We start from the raw sequence: 14,670 nt of genomic DNA, 5'->3' as shown, positions 1-14,670 counted from the left end.
ACTCCCTGTCGTGGGGCGGCCGGAAGGGGTCTCTCGCGTGTCGTCGGGCTGCCTCGCTGTCCGTGGCGGCGGATACGCTCGCTCGCATGGCTCTCAATACGTCCGCGGAAGCTCCGCTACCCGTCGGCGAGGTGTCACGGCTGATCGGGGGATGGATCGACCGGCTCGGCGCCGTCTGGGTCGAGGGGCAGATCACGCAGTTGTCGCGGCGGCCGGGTGCCGGGGTCGTGTTCCTGACGCTGCGCGACCCGTCGCACGACATCTCCGTGAGCGTGACCTGCTTCCGTCAGGTCTTCGACCGGATCGCGGATGTGGTGACGGAGGGTGCGCGGGTCGTCGTCCTCGCCAAGCCCGAGTGGTACGCGCCCCGCGGCCAGCTGTCCCTGCGGGCCACCGAGATACGGCCGGTCGGCATCGGCGAACTGCTGGTCCGGCTGGAGCAGCTGAAGAAGTCCCTGGCCGCGGAGGGACTCTTCGCCCTGGACCGGAAGAAGCCGCTGCCGTTCCTGCCGCAGCTGATCGGTCTGGTCTGCGGTCGGGCGTCGGCGGCCGAGCGCGACGTGCTGGAGAACGCACGGCGGCGCTGGCCCGCGGTCCGTTTCGAGGTGCGCAACACCGCGGTGCAGGGCGTGCACGCGGTGAACCAGGTGGTCCAGGCGGTGAAGGAGCTGGACAACCTGCCCGATGTCGATGTGATCATCGTGGCGCGCGGCGGCGGCAGCGTGGAGGACCTGCTGCCGTTCTCGGACGAGCAGCTCATCCGTACGGTCGCCGAGTGCCGCAAGCCTGTGGTGTCCGCGATCGGGCACGAGCCGGACTCCCCGCTGCTCGACCTGGTCGCGGATCTGCGGGCGTCCACGCCGACGGACGCGGCGAAGAAGGTCGTGCCGGACGTGGGCGAGGAGCTGGAACGGGTGCAGCAGCTGCGGGACCGGGCCCTGCGGACCGTACGAGGGCTGCTCGACCGGGAGGAGCGGGGACTGGCCCATGCGCTCGGCCGGCCCTCCATGCAGCAGCCGCAGCGGATGGTGGACGAGCGTGCGGCGGAGGTCGACGCCCTGACCGGGCGGAGCCGCCGGGTGCTGGGCCATCTGCTGGACCGGGCGGACTCGGAGCTCGCCCACACCCGGGCGCGGGTCGTCGCGCTGTCGCCCGCGGCGACGCTGGAGCGCGGGTACGCGGTGCTGCAGCGGCCGGACGGTCATGTGGTCCGCTCCCCGGCGGACGCCGGGGCGCCGGGCGACGAGCTGCGGGCGCGGGTGTCGGAGGGCGAGTTCACCGTGCGGGTGGCCGAATGACGTACGCGCCGCCCCGCCGTTCCGGCTCGGACCTGGTTGTCGTACCTCACACATAGGGTGGATCGCATGACGGACGACGCGACGACGGCATCTGCCGCCACGGACACGCTCGGGTACGAGCAGGCGCGGGACGAGCTGATCGAGGTCGTGCGGCGCCTGGAGGCGGGCGGCACGACGCTGGAGGAGTCGCTCGCGCTGTGGGAGCGCGGCGAGGAGCTGGCCAAGGTGTGCCGGCACTGGCTGCAGGGTGCCCGGGCCCGGCTGGACGAGGCGCTCGCCCAGCCCGGGAAGGAACAGCCGGACGGGCAGGGCGACGCGGGCTGAGCCCGGTCCCGGAATAGTTCCGGCGCGCCCGGTGGTTGTGCGCCTCGTCAGAAGGCGGGGCGGCCGGGCGCACTTCGCACACGATTGTGGAGTGGGTCACTCAGGTCAGGTTTTAGTTGAACGTTAACCTATCCCTCGGTTACGGTCGCCGTATCGCTTGATCCGTATTCGCCCGGAAGGTAATTCGCAAGATGTCCCTCGTTCTTGACCCCGCTGCCCAGGACCTCCTCTTCCGTGAGGCCCGCACCGCCAACACCTTCACCGACGAGCCGGTCTCCGAGGAGCAGGTCCAGGCGATCTACGACCTGGTCAAGTACGGCCCGACCGCCTTCAACCAGTCGCCGCTGCGCGTCGTCCTGGTCCGCTCCGACGACGCCCGCGCGCGCCTCGTGAAGCACATGGCCGAGGGCAACCAGCCGAAGACCTCCACCGCCCCGCTGGTCGCGATCCTGGCCGCCGACAACGAGTTCCACGAGGAGCTCCCGGCCCTGATGCCGCACTTCCCGCAGGCCAAGGACGCGTTCTTCTCCGAGCGCCCGGTCCGCGAGTCGTCCGCCGCGCTGAACGCCGCCCTGCAGGCCGCGTACTTCATCATGGGCGTCCGCGCCGCCGGCCTGGCCGCCGGCCCGATGACCGGCTTCGACGCCGCGGGCATCGAGAAGGAGTTCCTGGACGGCGACCACAGCCTGCTGATGGTCGTCAACATCGGCAAGCCGGGCGAGGACGCCTGGTTCCCGCGCCTGCCGCGTCTCGCCTACGACGAGGTCATCACGACCGTCTGAGGCATTCCAGCCGTACGGAGAAGGGCCCCGGAGCATGTGCTCCGGGGCCCTTCTCCGTACGCCCGTATGCGGGGCCGTCCGGCTCGCGGCTCAGGACGTCCTGAGCGCGGCGGCCATCTCCGCCAGCCGCTCCGTCGACGCCGATCCGGTGACGACCGTGGTCGCGCCCTTGTCGTGGCGCACGAGGGCGTCGTACTTCGGGCCCTCCCAGTGCTGCCACGCCTCACCGGCGACCTGCTGCGTGCGCCCGGTGTTCCGCGCGTCCCGGCTGACCTCGGACACGTACTTCTCCGCCGGGGACGTCGACTGCTCCACCGCGACGTACTTGCCGTCCGGGTCGAGGAAGCCCAGGTGCCAGCCGTTGCCCGCCTCGCGCTCATAACTGACCGAGGTCGGCTTCCAGTCCTTGGACAGACCGGCCGGAGCAGCGACCGGATACGGGGCCGCGCGCCTGGCCGTCACGAGCTCCACGCGGTAGTCGACCGCCTTGACCGGGTTGGCCTGGTCGTCGTGCGGGACGAAAATGTAAACGACCCCCGCGACGGCGGAGATCACCGCCATCGACAGGATCATGTCCCGCGCTGTCTGCTTGCCTCGCTTGCTTGCCACGGGTCCATGGTCGCATCACGTCCGACGGGGCCGACCGAGGGGCAGGAGGACGCGGCACCCACCCCATCCTGCCGCTCATAAGTGACCCGGTCTGCTCATTTTATCGACCTGGCGATAGAGTCAGAGCACCCTCTTCCGGTCGTCGTCGTACAGAAAGGTGCGCTCCGATGTCCGAGCATCATCTGCCGTCCCAGCTAGAGGTCTCCCCGGAGGCCCCCGACCGCAACCTGGCCCTGGAGCTGGTCCGGGTCACCGAGGCCGCCGCCATGGCCGCCGGGCGCTGGGTCGGCCGCGGCGACAAGATCGGCGCCGACGGCGCCGCCGTGAAGGCCATGCGTACCCTCGTCTCGACCGTCTCGATGAACGGCGTCGTCGTCATCGGTGAGGGCGAGAAGGACGAAGCCCCCATGCTGTTCAACGGCGAGCGGGTCGGTGACGGCACCGGCCCCGAGGTCGACATCGCCGTGGACCCGATCGACGGCACGACCCTCAATGCCAAGGGCATGCCGAACGCCATCGCCGTACTGGCCGCCGCCGACCGCGGCTCCATGTTCGACCCGTCCGCGGTCTTCTACATGGACAAGCTGGTCACCGGCCCCGAGGCCGCCGACTTCGTCGACATCAACGCCCCGGTGGCGGTGAACATCCGCCGGGTCGCGAAGGCGAAGAACTCCGCCCCTGAGGACGTCACCGTCGTCGTCCTGGACCGCCCGCGCCACGAGGGCATCGTCAAGGAGATCCGGGAGACCGGCGCCCGCATCAAGTTCATCACCGACGGCGATGTCGCCGGCTCGATCATGGCCGCCCGCGAGGGCACCGGCGTCGATCTGCTGATGGGCATCGGCGGCACCCCCGAGGGCATCATCTCGGCGTGCGCCATAAAGTGCCTCGGCGGCGTCATCCAGGGCAAGCTCTGGCCGAAGGACGAGGCCGAGCGGCAGCGCGCGCTGGACGCCGGGCACGACCTGGACCGGGTGCTGTCCACGGACGACCTGGTCAGCGGCGACAACGTGTTCTTCGTCGCGACCGGCATCACGGACGGTGAGCTGATGCGCGGCGTGCGGTACCGCAGCGAGACGGCGACCACCGAGTCGATCGTCATGCGGTCCAAGTCCGGCACGATCCGGAAGATCGACTCGACCCACCGGCTGTCGAAGCTGCGTGCCTACAGCGCGATCGACTTCGACCGCGCGCAGTAGACCGCGCGAGGCACGCGTGAGCGGGCCTCGCCCGGCCGGGAGAACGTGAAGAGGCGCCCCCCATGTGCGGTGGGGGCGCCTCTCCGCGTCGACGGCGGGTGGGGGCGGCCCGTCGCGCCCCGCGAGGCCCCTCCGCTCCGCTGAGGTCAGGTCCGCCCCGGTCAGCCGGCTGCGGCGATGTGGCCGGCCGAAGCAGCGGCCTTGAGCTCCATCTCGCGCCGTCTGCGGCGGGCGAGCACCACACGGCGTTCGGCGGCGGTGAGGCCGCCCCAGACCCCGTACGGCTCGGGCTGCACCAAGGCGTGCTCCTGGCACTCGATCATCACCGGACAGCGCGCGCAGACCCGCTTCGCGGACTCCTCTCGTGACAGTCGGGCAGCAGTCGGCTCCTTCGACGGGGCGAAGAACAGCCCGGCTTCGTCCCGGCGGCACACCGCCTCCGAGTGCCAGGGGCCGGCCTCGTCCTCCCGAGCAGGGGTGCGCTGGGTGGGGACGGCGGCGACCTGCAGGGGCTGATGCGGCTGTTGCAGCACGGTCTACTCCTGACGACGGCTTCGCGAGCGAGAGACGATGCAGCAGTCCCTACCCGCTGTGCGTGCGCCTATGCACTGAGTGGCACCGGGTTCCGGGCAGCGAAATGGTGATCGATCGGAAAATTGGCCTGATTGACACGGTGCGGACCGGCGCGACGTGCCGTGGTTCAGTGGCCGAGGTGTTTGCGCAGCTTGTTGTGGAGATCCGTAATCAGTTTCCCGCGCTTCGGCTTCGCCTCGACGTTGCCGAAGACCGAATAGCCGTTGACGATGACCACTGGTGCTTCCGGGTCTGCGGATTCCAGTGTGACCACTTCGAAATTGCCGAAGACGCCCGTCCCACTGCCGCGCAGCGAGATGTTCTCCGGGACCTTGATCTCGACACTTCCGAAGATGGATGTCGCGTTGATGACGGTGAGTCTCTGGCCGAAAAGCGCCTCGGTCAGATCGATCTCCACGCTGCCGAAGAGCGAGAAGGCGTTCGTACGGCCGCCGACCCGCCAACGGCCCTTGCGGGTGGAGCTGCTGAAGATCGCCACCAGGTTGTCGGCCGGGCCGGTGGGGGCCTCGGGGCCGTACGCGTACGGTGCGGCGGACGACGGCAGGGCGCCCCCTCCGGGGGTCGGCAGATCCCGTACCAGCGGTTCGAGTTCACCGACGGTCTTGGCCCGGTAGACCGCGTCGACCCGCTCGGCATGCTCCTCGGCGGTCAGCCGGCCCTCGGCCATGGCATCGCGCAGGATGTCCGCGATCCGGTCGCGGTCCGCGTCGGAGGCACGGATACCCGCGGGCGCGGATTGCGCCGGGGCGGCGGGCTGCTGGGGGTGCTTTTCGAGGTCCACCGGCCAAGCGTACCCAAACGCGATAGATCGCGACTAGAGCCTCTCCGCCGGATCGGCCCGGGGCGCACGGCGGGCCGATCGGGGAGTCGCGCCCGCCGCACCCGGGGCGGCCGCGTGTGTTCGACTGAGCCTTACCTCACAGCTTCGGCACCCTTGCAACGTTCTACCCTGGTGGGTGCGCTGTCCAAGGGAGGCCAGCCGCTGTCGCCGAGTGAGGAATGGCCGTAATGCCAGAGTTTGCGTACTCCGATCTGCTCCCTCTGGGAGAGGACACCACGCCGTACCGGCTGGTGACCGCCGAGGGCGTCTCGACCTTCGAGGCCGACGGCCGTACGTTCCTCAAGGTCGAGCCGGAGGCGCTGCGCACCCTGGCCGCCGAGGCGATGCACGACATCTCGCACTACCTGCGCCCCGCTCACCTGGCACAGCTGCGGCGGATCGTCGACGACCCGGAGGCGTCGTCCAACGACAAGTTCGTGGCGCTCGACCTGCTGAAGAACGCCAACATCGCCGCCGCGGGCGTCCTCCCCATGTGCCAGGACACCGGCACCGCGATCGTCATGGGCAAGCGCGGGCAGAACGTGCTGACTTCGGGTGGTGACGAAGAGGCGCTCTCGCGCGGCATCTTCGACGCGTACACCAAGCTCAACCTGCGCTACTCGCAGATGGCTCCGCTCACCATGTGGGAGGAGAAGAACACCGGCTCGAACCTTCCGGCCCAGATCGAGCTGTACGCCACCGACGGCGGCGCCTACAAGTTCCTCTTCATGGCGAAGGGCGGCGGCTCGGCCAACAAGTCGTTCCTCTTCCAGGAGACGAAGGCCGTCCTGAACGAGGCCTCCATGATGAAGTTCCTGGAGGAGAAGATCCGTTCGCTGGGAACTGCGGCCTGCCCGCCGTACCACCTGGCGATCGTCGTCGGCGGCACGTCGGCCGAGTTCGCGCTGAAGACCGCGAAGTACGCCTCCGCGCACTACCTGGACGAGCTGCCCGCCGAGGGCTCCCCCACCGGTCACGGCTTCCGGGACAAGGAGCTGGAGGAGAAGGTCTTCGAGCTGACGCAGAAGATCGGGATCGGCGCGCAGTTCGGCGGCAAGTACTTCTGCCACGACGTGCGCGTGGTGCGGCTGCCCCGGCACGGCGCCTCGCTGCCCGTCGCGATCGCCGTGTCCTGTTCCGCGGACCGCCAGGCCACCGCGAAGATCACCGCCGAGGGTGTGTTCCTGGAGCAGCTGGAGAAGGACCCGGCGCGCTTCCTGCCGGACACCACGGACGAGCACCTGGACGAGGCGGGTGACGTCGTCAGGATCGATCTGAACCGACCGATGGACGACATCCTCGCCGAGCTGACCAAGTACCCGGTCAAGACCCGCCTTTCGCTGACCGGCCCGCTGGTCGTGGCGCGCGACATCGCGCACGCCAAGATCAAGGAGCGGCTGGACGCGGGCGAGGAGATGCCGCAGTACCTGAAGGACCACCCGGTGTACTACGCGGGTCCGGCGAAGACGCCCGAGGGGTACGCCTCGGGTTCCTTCGGCCCGACGACGGCCGGGCGCATGGACAGCTATGTCGCACAGTTCCAGGCGGCGGGCGGCTCCAAGGTGATGCTCGCCAAGGGCAACCGGTCCAAGCAGGTCACCGACGCGTGTGATGCGCACGGCGGCTTCTACCTCGGCTCGATCGGCGGCCCGGCGGCGCGTCTGGCACAGGACTGCATCAAGAAGGTCGAGGTCGTCGAGTACGAGGAGCTCGGCATGGAGGCGGTCTGGAAGATCGAGGTCGAGGACTTCCCGGCGTTCGTCGTCGTCGACGACAAGGGCAACGACTTCTTCACCGAGCCCGCTCCGGCGCCGACGTTCACCAGCATTCCGGTGCGCGGTCCCGGTCTCGCCTGACCGGCAGGAATCGGCCCGCTTCGGGGGCGTCACGGTTTCGGCCGGGGCGCCCCCGCGGCGCATCCGTGACGGAGTCGGCGCCCGACCGCCTGCGTCCGCGCCCTTTCGTTCAGGTGTCGAGCAGTCCTGACGTGGCGAGCAGATAGCCCAGCTGTGCGCGGCTGTTGCTGCCCAGTTGTTCCGAGACCTTGCGCATGTGCTCGGCGACGCTGCGGCGGCTCATGCCGAGCCTGCGGGCGATCGACGCGTCCGTCTCGCCGCCGACCACCGCCAGCAGAATGGTGCGCTGGAGGTCGGACGTGATGGCCGGGGAGCGCGGTGGCGCGTCCTTCGGGCGGACCGGGACGGAGCGGGACCATGCGTGGTCGAAGTGCCGGACCAGCAGGGCGATCAGGGCCGGGTGCTGGACCCGCAGGGCTGTGTGCGGCTCCTCGTGGACCGGGACGAATGCGACGTCGCGGTCGCAGACGATGACCCGGTCGACGACCTCGGCGAGCGTCCGCACCTCGGCGCCGGCCGACGTGACCTGCTCGATGTACGAGAGCGTCGCGCGGTGCGTACGGACGGTGTGCTGGTAGATCGTCCGCTGTCGCACGCCTCGCCGCAGCATCGCCAGATCACGCGGCAGTGCCTCGCTCAGGACCTGCGCGGGGCGTCCGCCGCCGGGCTGCGCGGTGAGCAGCTCCTCCCGGCAGCTCCCGACGGCGGCGTCGAGCGCCTTGTTGATGACGGCTCTTCCGGCGAGGCGGCTGAGGGCGGGTTGTTCCGTCCGGTGCACATCCGCGTACGGCCCCTCGAAGGCGGCGAGGGCGGCGCGGGTGGCGCGCAGGGTCCGGCGCTGCCGGACGATCGCCTCCTCGATGGGCCCGAGCGCGGCGAAGGAGGCCGTCTCCGGCGGTACGGGGATCAGGGAGCCCGGCGCTTCGCGGTCCGCCACCACCAGCTGGAGGGCACGCAGACAGGCGGGCGCCTCGGTTTCCGGAAGCCTTCCTTCCATCAGGGCGCGCCGGTAGGCCGTCAGGGCGGTGGCACAGGGGCGGTCCGACGACGATTCGCGGCAATCACATGCGCCTGGGGTGGAATGATCGTCCTTCACAAGCATGCAGATTACATTCATGCAAACGGGCCGACATCCGGGTTCGCGGTTACTCGACCACTATGTGCGGGTGACGCTCCGCACCGACCACTCCCCCGACCATTCGGCCGACCGGCCGGACAACTCGGCCCGCGGCGAGCGGCGTTATCGCTTCCTGGTCGCCGGATACGCCGTCTCCTCCTACGGCACGTTCCTGAATATGGTGGCGCTCAATCTGTTCGTCTACGAGACGACGGGTCGGGCGATCGCCATGGGGCTGTTCATGGCGGTACGGCTGGGTGCCGGCTTCGTCGCCGGCATGACGGCCGGCTCGCTGCTCGCGCGTTTCACGGCCAAGGCCGTCATGCTCTGGACGAACGCGGCGCAGGCGGCCGTGATGTTGTTGCTGATCCTCGCGCCGGACGGGCTGCGGACAGCGGCGCTGGTGACTGTGTCCGTCGTGATCGGTGCCTGCGGAACGCTGTTCATGGTGGCGCTGCGCAGCTCCATTCCCGAGATGGTGGACGAGGAGCGGCGCGGATGGGCGAACTCTCTCTCCATCACCGGGCGTTCGCTGGCGATGGTGGCCGGTTTCGCCTCGGCGGGTGTGGTGGTGTCGCTGGTCGGGTACACCGCCGCGTTCGTGGTGGACATGGTCACGTTCGTGCTGTGTGCCGTGACGGTGGCGCTGCTGCCGGTCGCGGGCGGGGGCGGGACGGGCGAGGCCGCGGAGCGGGCGGGGCGGCGGTCGGGGAAGCCTGGCGCGTTCGCCGCGCTGGCCGCCGCGCCCGGTCTCGGTCTGATGGTGGCGCTGCGCGGGGTGGACGCCTTCGGTTCCTCGTCCCACAACGCGGGCCTGCCGGTCCACTCCGCCGACCTCGACCCCTCGCACCCCGCGGTGTTCGTCAGCTCCTTCTGGTGTCTGTGGGCGGTGGGGAACGTCCTCGCGCAGCAGGTGATCCAGCGGTACACGAAGCGCACCGGCCGGTCGGTGGGCGCGCTGGGCTTCGGTTACGGCACGATCGTGATGTCCGGGGCCTTCATCCTCGCGTTCGCGGGGTTCCCGCTCGTCGCGACGGCCGTGATCGCGCTTGTCGCGGGCGCGGCGGACGGGTTCACGGAGGTCGCGTACACCTCGCATCTGCAGACACTCCCGGCCGGCCCGCGCGGTCACGCCTTCGGGCTCTCCGCGACGTTCGAGAATCTCGGCTTCGGTGTCGGAATGATCCTTGTCGCGGCGGCACTTGACCGCTACACCCCGCTGACCGTGGTCGGGTGGTCCCACGGGGCAGCGATCCTCGTCGCGCTGGTGTTCGTGCTCCGGGTGGCAGGGCTGCGCAGAGGGACGGGATTCAGCCAATCTTGAGACCACCTGCGGGAGCCGCGGACCGTATCGGAGCAGGCGGGGACTGCGCCCTGGACCCCGCGCCGCTGTGCCCTCCTCCCAGCGACCCCTGCGACGGGGCCTCGAACGCGACAATCCCGCACCGCCGCTTTCACGCAGGGAGCAGCGGATCGGGCTTGCGTCGCTCCGGGACCGCGCCAAGGGTTGGTGGACGTTCCCGGAGCACTCCGCCGATTCCCCGCGCCGCCGGCCGCGCCTCCACCCGCGTGCCACCCCGCTCCACCCCCTCACTCTCGCTACCGAACACCGGAAAGGTGGACGCCGTATGACGCCGACCCCCCGTCTCAGCCACGCCAGCCGCCGCAGCCACTCCGACGACCTGCTCGCCTTCATCGGCGCCGCCCCGTCCCCCTACCACGCGGTGGCCGAGGCCGCCCAGCGGCTGGAGAAGGCCGGCTTCCGTGAGCTGCACGGCACGGCCGACTGGACGGGCACGACCGGCGGCAGCTTCGTCACCAGCAGCGGCGCGCTGATCGCCTGGTACGTCCCCGAAGGCGTCCCCGCCCACACGCCGTTCCGGATCATCGGTTCGCACACCGACTCACCGAATCTGCGAGTCAAGCCCACCCCCGACACCGGCTCGGCGGGCTGGCGCCAGATCGCCGTGGAGATCTACGGCGGAGTCCCGCTCAACACCTGGCTCGACCGGGACCTGGGGATATCCGGGCGGCTCGCGCTGCGCGGCCGTGGTGGCGCGACCACGTCGCGGCTCGTCCGGATCGACGAACCGATTCTGCGCGTACCTCAGCTGGCGATCCATCTGGACCGTACGGTCAATGACGGTCTGGCGCTCGACCGGCAGCGCCATGTCGCCCCGCTGTGGTCGCTCGGCGCACCCGAGGACGGCGCGCTGGTGCGCCGGGTGGCTGCGGCGGCCGAGGTGGACCCGGCCGATGTGCTGGGCTGGGACCTGATGCTGCACGACGTCCAGCCGCCCGGATACCTGGGCGTGGAGCAGGAGTTCGTGGTCTCGTCGCGGCTGGACAACCTGGTGTCGGTGCACGCGGGCGTCACCGCCCTGGCCGACGCGGCGACGGGCGCCGAGCCGCCCTCGTACATCCCCGTCCTGGCGGCCTTCGACCACGAGGAGGTCGGCAGCGGCTCCGAGACGGGTGCGCAGAGCCCGCTGCTGGAGCGGCTCCTCAGCCGCTCGGTCGCCGCGCGCGGCGGAAGCTCCGAGGACTGGTCGCGCGCCTTGTCGGGTACCTTCTGCGTCTCCGCCGACATGTCGCATGCGGTCCACCCCAACTACGCGGAACGACACGACCCGGATCACCACCCGCTGCCCAACGGCGGACCGGTGATCAAGGTCAACGTCAATCAGCGGTACGCCACCGACAGCACCGGTATGGCGGTCTTCGCGTCGGCGTGCGAACGGGCCGGCGCACCGTGGCAGCATTTCGTCTCCCACAACGCGATGCCGTGCGGCACGTCGATCGGCCCGCTCACCGCGGCCCGGCTGGGCGTCCCGACGGTCGACGTGGGGGTGCCGGGGCTCTCCATGCATTCGGCGCGCGAGCTGTGCGGGGCGGACGATCCGGGGTATCTGGCCGCCGTACTGGGAGCGTTCGTGAGCGAGGCCGCGGGCCGGTGAGCGGAACGGGGCAGGGCGATCGCACCGGGCGGCCGCCCTGCCCCCGTCGGCCGTTACGCGAAGCGCTGCTTCGCCGTCCCGTCGCACGCCTGCAGCTTCAGCGGGTCCTTGGCCGCCGCCAGCGTCAGACACAGGCCGGTCGACGCGGCCGGGCGCACGGTGCCCGACTGCCTGACGAACTGCTGGTTGGCCGCGCCCGAGCAGTTCCACAGGATGACCGTGGCGCCCGCCCTGTAGTCGGCGCCCGGCACATCGAGGCACCGGTCGTGGCTCAGCTCGGTGTGGATGCTCTTGCGGGCGGTGTCGTACCACCAGCCCTGGTTGCGGCCGCCGTGACAGTCCCAGCCGCCGATCGGGGTGTTGTTACGGGTCACCGAGGCGGGGACGTCCACACAGGTGCCGGTGGCCTCGTTCTTGAGGGGCTTGAAGAGCGAGTCCCAGGCAGCCGGCTCCAGGACCGGCTTTCCGGCGCCGGCCGGGTCGGCGCAGCTCGCCTCGCGCAGACCGGAGTTGTAGATCTGGGTCAGGCACGATGCGAAGGCCGCGTGCCCGTTCGCGTTCGGGTGGAAGGACTGCCGGACGGAGTTGGAGTCCGGCGGGAAGTGCGAGAGGTCGATGTAGAGACCGCGGGCCCAGGTGGACTCGCTGCAGACCTCGTGGCCGTGGAAGAGACGGGAGTTGTCGAGGTAGACGGCTCCGGTGTCGGCGGCGGCCTTCCGCATCCCGCGCTCGAAGGCGGGGACGGCGGCGTTACGGCCCCAGGCGGCGTCGGAGTCGTATCCGGCGCAGCCGCCGGGAAGCTTGCCGGGGAAGTTCGGGTTGTCGTAGAAATCCGGGCCGATCGGGCTCGGATAGCCCATGACCACGAGCTTGTAGTCGCTGCTCCTGTAGCCGGCGTCGGACATGACGGTCTTCAGATCGCGGACGGTCTGCTCGACCTTGGGAACGAGCCCGTCGACACGCGCCTGCCAGCCGCCCTCGTACTTCGGCTGGCAGGCGCCCTGGAGGAGGACCCAGCGTTCGACGCAGTCCGTCATGACCGGGCCGAACTGGAGGTCGTCGTTGGCGCCGGCCACGAGCACGATCATCTTGATGCGGGTGTTGCGCGCCTTGATGGCGAGGTTGTCGCTCTGCACGAGCTCGTCGGCGTACTGCTTCGAGCCGCCGATGACGATGTTGCCGGTGTACGCGCCGGAACAGGAGACGTTGTACGTGACGTCGGCCGGGATCCCGGTGCGGTGGATAGCGGAGTCGGGCGATCGGTGGCACCAGTTGTCGGGGCCGTTCGTCCCCGCCTCGTACGTCCCGACGCCCTCGCCGGAAATCTCGCTGTCGCCGAGCGAGATCAGCCCGGTCCTGCGGTCGGCGAGCGGGCGCTCGGCCGGGCTCCCGTACAGCTGGGTGGCTTCGGCGGCGCGGATGGCCTCCAGCTCGGGCGAGAGGGGGGTCGATGCGGTAGTGGTGGTACCGGACCGGTCTGCCGCGCCTGCCGGTCCGGCGGCAGCGGCCATGCCGCCGAACGCCGCCGCCATGGCCGCCGCGGCCGCGACCGTACAGCGAAGTCTGTGCCTGGTGCGCCTCATTGCGCCTCCCTGGGTTGTGGTTACCCCCGGTATTTACTGGTCGGTACGCAACTTGGGAATACACAGAACAAGACAAGTGCTCAACTTTTTCAGGAGGTTGAACCACATGAACAACGCACAGGTCCCGGCGGACAGCGGCACAGCCGGAGAGAACTACCGCATCGAGCACGACTCGATGGGCGAGGTGAAGGTCCCCGCGGACGCCCGGTGGCGGGCCCAGACGCAGCGAGCCGTGGAGAACTTCCCGATCTCCGGCCAACGCCTGGAGCGGGCGCACATCGAGGCCCTGGCCCGGATCAAGGCGGCCGCGGCGAAGGTCAACGCCGAGCTGAAGGTGCTCGACCCGGACATCGCCGGCGCGATCCAGGACGCTGCCGCCGAGGTCGCCGAGGGCCGCTGGGACGCGCACTTCCCCATCGATGTCTTCCAGACCGGGTCCGGCACGTCCTCCAACATGAACACCAATGAGGTCGTGGCCACCCTCGCCACCGAACGCCTCGGCCGCGACGTCCACCCCAACGACCACGTCAACGCCTCGCAGTCGTCCAACGACGTCTTCCCGTCCTCCATCCACATCGCCGCGACCGCCGCCGTCACCGGCGAGCTGATCCCGGCGCTGGATCATCTGGCGGCCGCCCTGGAGCGCAAGTCCGTCGAGTTCGCGGCGGTCGTGAAGTCGGGACGTACCCACCTGATGGACGCCACGCCGGTGACGCTGGGCCAGGAGTTCGGCGGCTACGCGGCGCAGATCCGGTACGGCATCGAGCGGCTGTACGCATCGCTGCCGCGCCTCGCCGAGCTGCCGCTGGGGGGCACGGCCGTCGGCACCGGCATCAACACCCCGCCCGGCTTCTCCGCCGCCGTGATCGCCGAGGTCGCCCGGGTCACCGGACTGCCGTTCACCGAGGCCCGTGACCACTTCGAGGCGCAGGGCGCGCGGGACGGGCTCGTCGAGACGTCCGGCCAGCTCCGTACGATCGCCGTCTCGCTCACCAAGATCTGCAACGATCTGCGCTGGATGGCCTCCGGGCCGCGCACCGGATTGGCCGAGATCAGTCTTCCCGACCTCCAGCCGGGTTCGTCGATCATGCCGGGGAAGGTGAATCCGGTCATTCCCGAAGCCGTGCTGATGGTCGCGGCCCAGGTGATGGGGAACGACGCGACGGTCGCCGTCGCGGGCGCGGCGGGCAATTTCGAACTGAATGTCATGCTGCCGGTCATCGCGAAGAATCTGCTGGAGTCCGTCCGGCTGCTGTCCAACGTCTCCCGGCTACTGGCGGACCGCACCGTCGACGGCATCACCGCCGACGTGGAGCGGGCCAGGGAGTACGCGGAGTCCTCGCCGTCCGTCGTCACGCCGCTGAACAAGTACATCGGCTACGAGGAGGCGGCGAAGGTCGCCAAGAAGGCGCTCGCCGAGCGGCGGACGATCCGCGAAGTGGTGCTGGACTCGGGGTATGTGGAGCGCGGCGATCTCACGGTGGAACAGCTCGACGAGGCACTCGACGTGTTGCGTATGACCCGCCCGTGA

Annotated in this window: 13 protein-coding genes; 8 read left to right on the top strand and 5 right to left on the bottom strand. The window is 70.1% G+C overall.

Annotation, left to right across the window (positions count from 1 at the left end):
- Positions 1 to 86 precede the first annotated feature (86 nt).
- From xseA to ACFU8W_RS15660, 3 genes are all read left to right on the top strand, one after another.
- Entirely contained in the window at positions 87 to 1,298 is a 1,212-nt protein-coding gene (xseA, locus tag ACFU8W_RS15670) for an exodeoxyribonuclease VII large subunit (RefSeq protein WP_384036727.1), read from the top strand.
- Positions 1,299 to 1,364: 66 nt separating this feature from the next.
- Complete coding sequence (locus ACFU8W_RS15665; protein ID WP_384036723.1) at positions 1,365 to 1,622, top strand: exodeoxyribonuclease VII small subunit; 258 nt, start codon at positions 1,365 to 1,367, stop codon at positions 1,620 to 1,622.
- Positions 1,623 to 1,813: 191 nt separating this feature from the next.
- Complete coding sequence (locus tag ACFU8W_RS15660; protein ID WP_384036720.1) at positions 1,814 to 2,404, top strand: malonic semialdehyde reductase; 591 nt, start codon at positions 1,814 to 1,816, stop codon at positions 2,402 to 2,404.
- A gap of 90 nt (positions 2,405 to 2,494) precedes the next feature.
- On the opposite strand, the gene ACFU8W_RS15655 is transcribed toward ACFU8W_RS15660, so the two are convergent.
- Positions 2,495 to 3,013 carry a DUF4245 domain-containing protein gene (locus ACFU8W_RS15655; protein WP_345515313.1) on the bottom strand — a complete coding sequence of 173 codons (519 nt, stop codon included), beginning with the start codon at positions 3,011 to 3,013 and terminating at the stop codon, positions 2,495 to 2,497.
- A gap of 167 nt (positions 3,014 to 3,180) precedes the next feature.
- On the opposite strand from ACFU8W_RS15655, the gene glpX reads away from it, so the two are divergent.
- A complete protein-coding gene (glpX, locus tag ACFU8W_RS15650) occupies positions 3,181 to 4,212 on the top strand; it encodes a class II fructose-bisphosphatase (RefSeq protein ID WP_345515312.1) in 1,032 nt (343 codons plus the stop codon).
- A 161-nt stretch (positions 4,213 to 4,373) separates the two neighbouring features.
- Here the strand turns inward: glpX and ACFU8W_RS15645 are convergent, their stop codons facing one another.
- Both ACFU8W_RS15645 and ACFU8W_RS15640 read right to left on the bottom strand, forming a co-directional pair.
- The gene (locus tag ACFU8W_RS15645; RefSeq protein ID WP_384036716.1) at positions 4,374 to 4,745 is read right to left on the bottom strand and encodes a WhiB family transcriptional regulator; all 372 of its coding nucleotides are present in this window, start codon (positions 4,743 to 4,745) and stop codon (positions 4,374 to 4,376) included.
- A gap of 167 nt (positions 4,746 to 4,912) precedes the next feature.
- Complete coding sequence (locus ACFU8W_RS15640; RefSeq protein WP_266981999.1) at positions 4,913 to 5,587, bottom strand: DUF1707 domain-containing protein; 675 nt, start codon at positions 5,585 to 5,587, stop codon at positions 4,913 to 4,915.
- Between the two features lie 227 nt (positions 5,588 to 5,814).
- Here ACFU8W_RS15640 and ACFU8W_RS15635 point away from each other — a divergent pair, with 227 nt between their 5' ends.
- A complete protein-coding gene (locus ACFU8W_RS15635; RefSeq protein ID WP_345515310.1) occupies positions 5,815 to 7,482 on the top strand; it encodes a fumarate hydratase in 1,668 nt (555 codons plus the stop codon).
- A gap of 109 nt (positions 7,483 to 7,591) precedes the next feature.
- Here the strand turns inward: ACFU8W_RS15635 and ACFU8W_RS15630 are convergent, their stop codons facing one another.
- Positions 7,592 to 8,578, bottom strand: coding sequence for a LuxR C-terminal-related transcriptional regulator (locus ACFU8W_RS15630; RefSeq protein ID WP_384037139.1), 987 nt, complete (start codon positions 8,576 to 8,578; stop codon positions 7,592 to 7,594).
- Positions 8,579 to 8,732: 154 nt separating this feature from the next.
- On the opposite strand from ACFU8W_RS15630, the gene ACFU8W_RS15625 reads away from it, so the two are divergent.
- Positions 8,733 to 9,923, top strand: coding sequence for an MFS transporter (locus ACFU8W_RS15625; protein ID WP_384037136.1), 1,191 nt, complete (start codon positions 8,733 to 8,735; stop codon positions 9,921 to 9,923).
- 304 nt (positions 9,924 to 10,227) lie between these two features.
- Positions 10,228 to 11,556 carry a M18 family aminopeptidase gene (locus tag ACFU8W_RS15620; protein ID WP_384036712.1) on the top strand — a complete coding sequence of 443 codons (1,329 nt, stop codon included), beginning with the start codon at positions 10,228 to 10,230 and terminating at the stop codon, positions 11,554 to 11,556.
- A gap of 53 nt (positions 11,557 to 11,609) precedes the next feature.
- On the opposite strand, the gene ACFU8W_RS15615 is transcribed toward ACFU8W_RS15620, so the two are convergent.
- Positions 11,610 to 13,139, bottom strand: coding sequence for a ricin-type beta-trefoil lectin domain protein (locus ACFU8W_RS15615; protein WP_384036709.1), 1,530 nt, complete (start codon positions 13,137 to 13,139; stop codon positions 11,610 to 11,612).
- 106 nt (positions 13,140 to 13,245) lie between these two features.
- Here ACFU8W_RS15615 and ACFU8W_RS15610 point away from each other — a divergent pair, with 106 nt between their 5' ends.
- Positions 13,246 to 14,670, top strand: coding sequence for a class II fumarate hydratase (locus tag ACFU8W_RS15610; protein ID WP_384036706.1), 1,425 nt, complete (start codon positions 13,246 to 13,248; stop codon positions 14,668 to 14,670).

It is taken from the genome of Streptomyces sp. NPDC057565 (genome assembly GCF_042801455.1).
Lineage (GTDB): Bacteria > Actinomycetota > Actinomycetes > Streptomycetales > Streptomycetaceae > Streptomyces > Streptomyces yanii.
The sequence above is the reverse complement of the archived record's forward strand: the minus strand, read 5'-3'. Positions and strand labels throughout refer to the sequence as shown.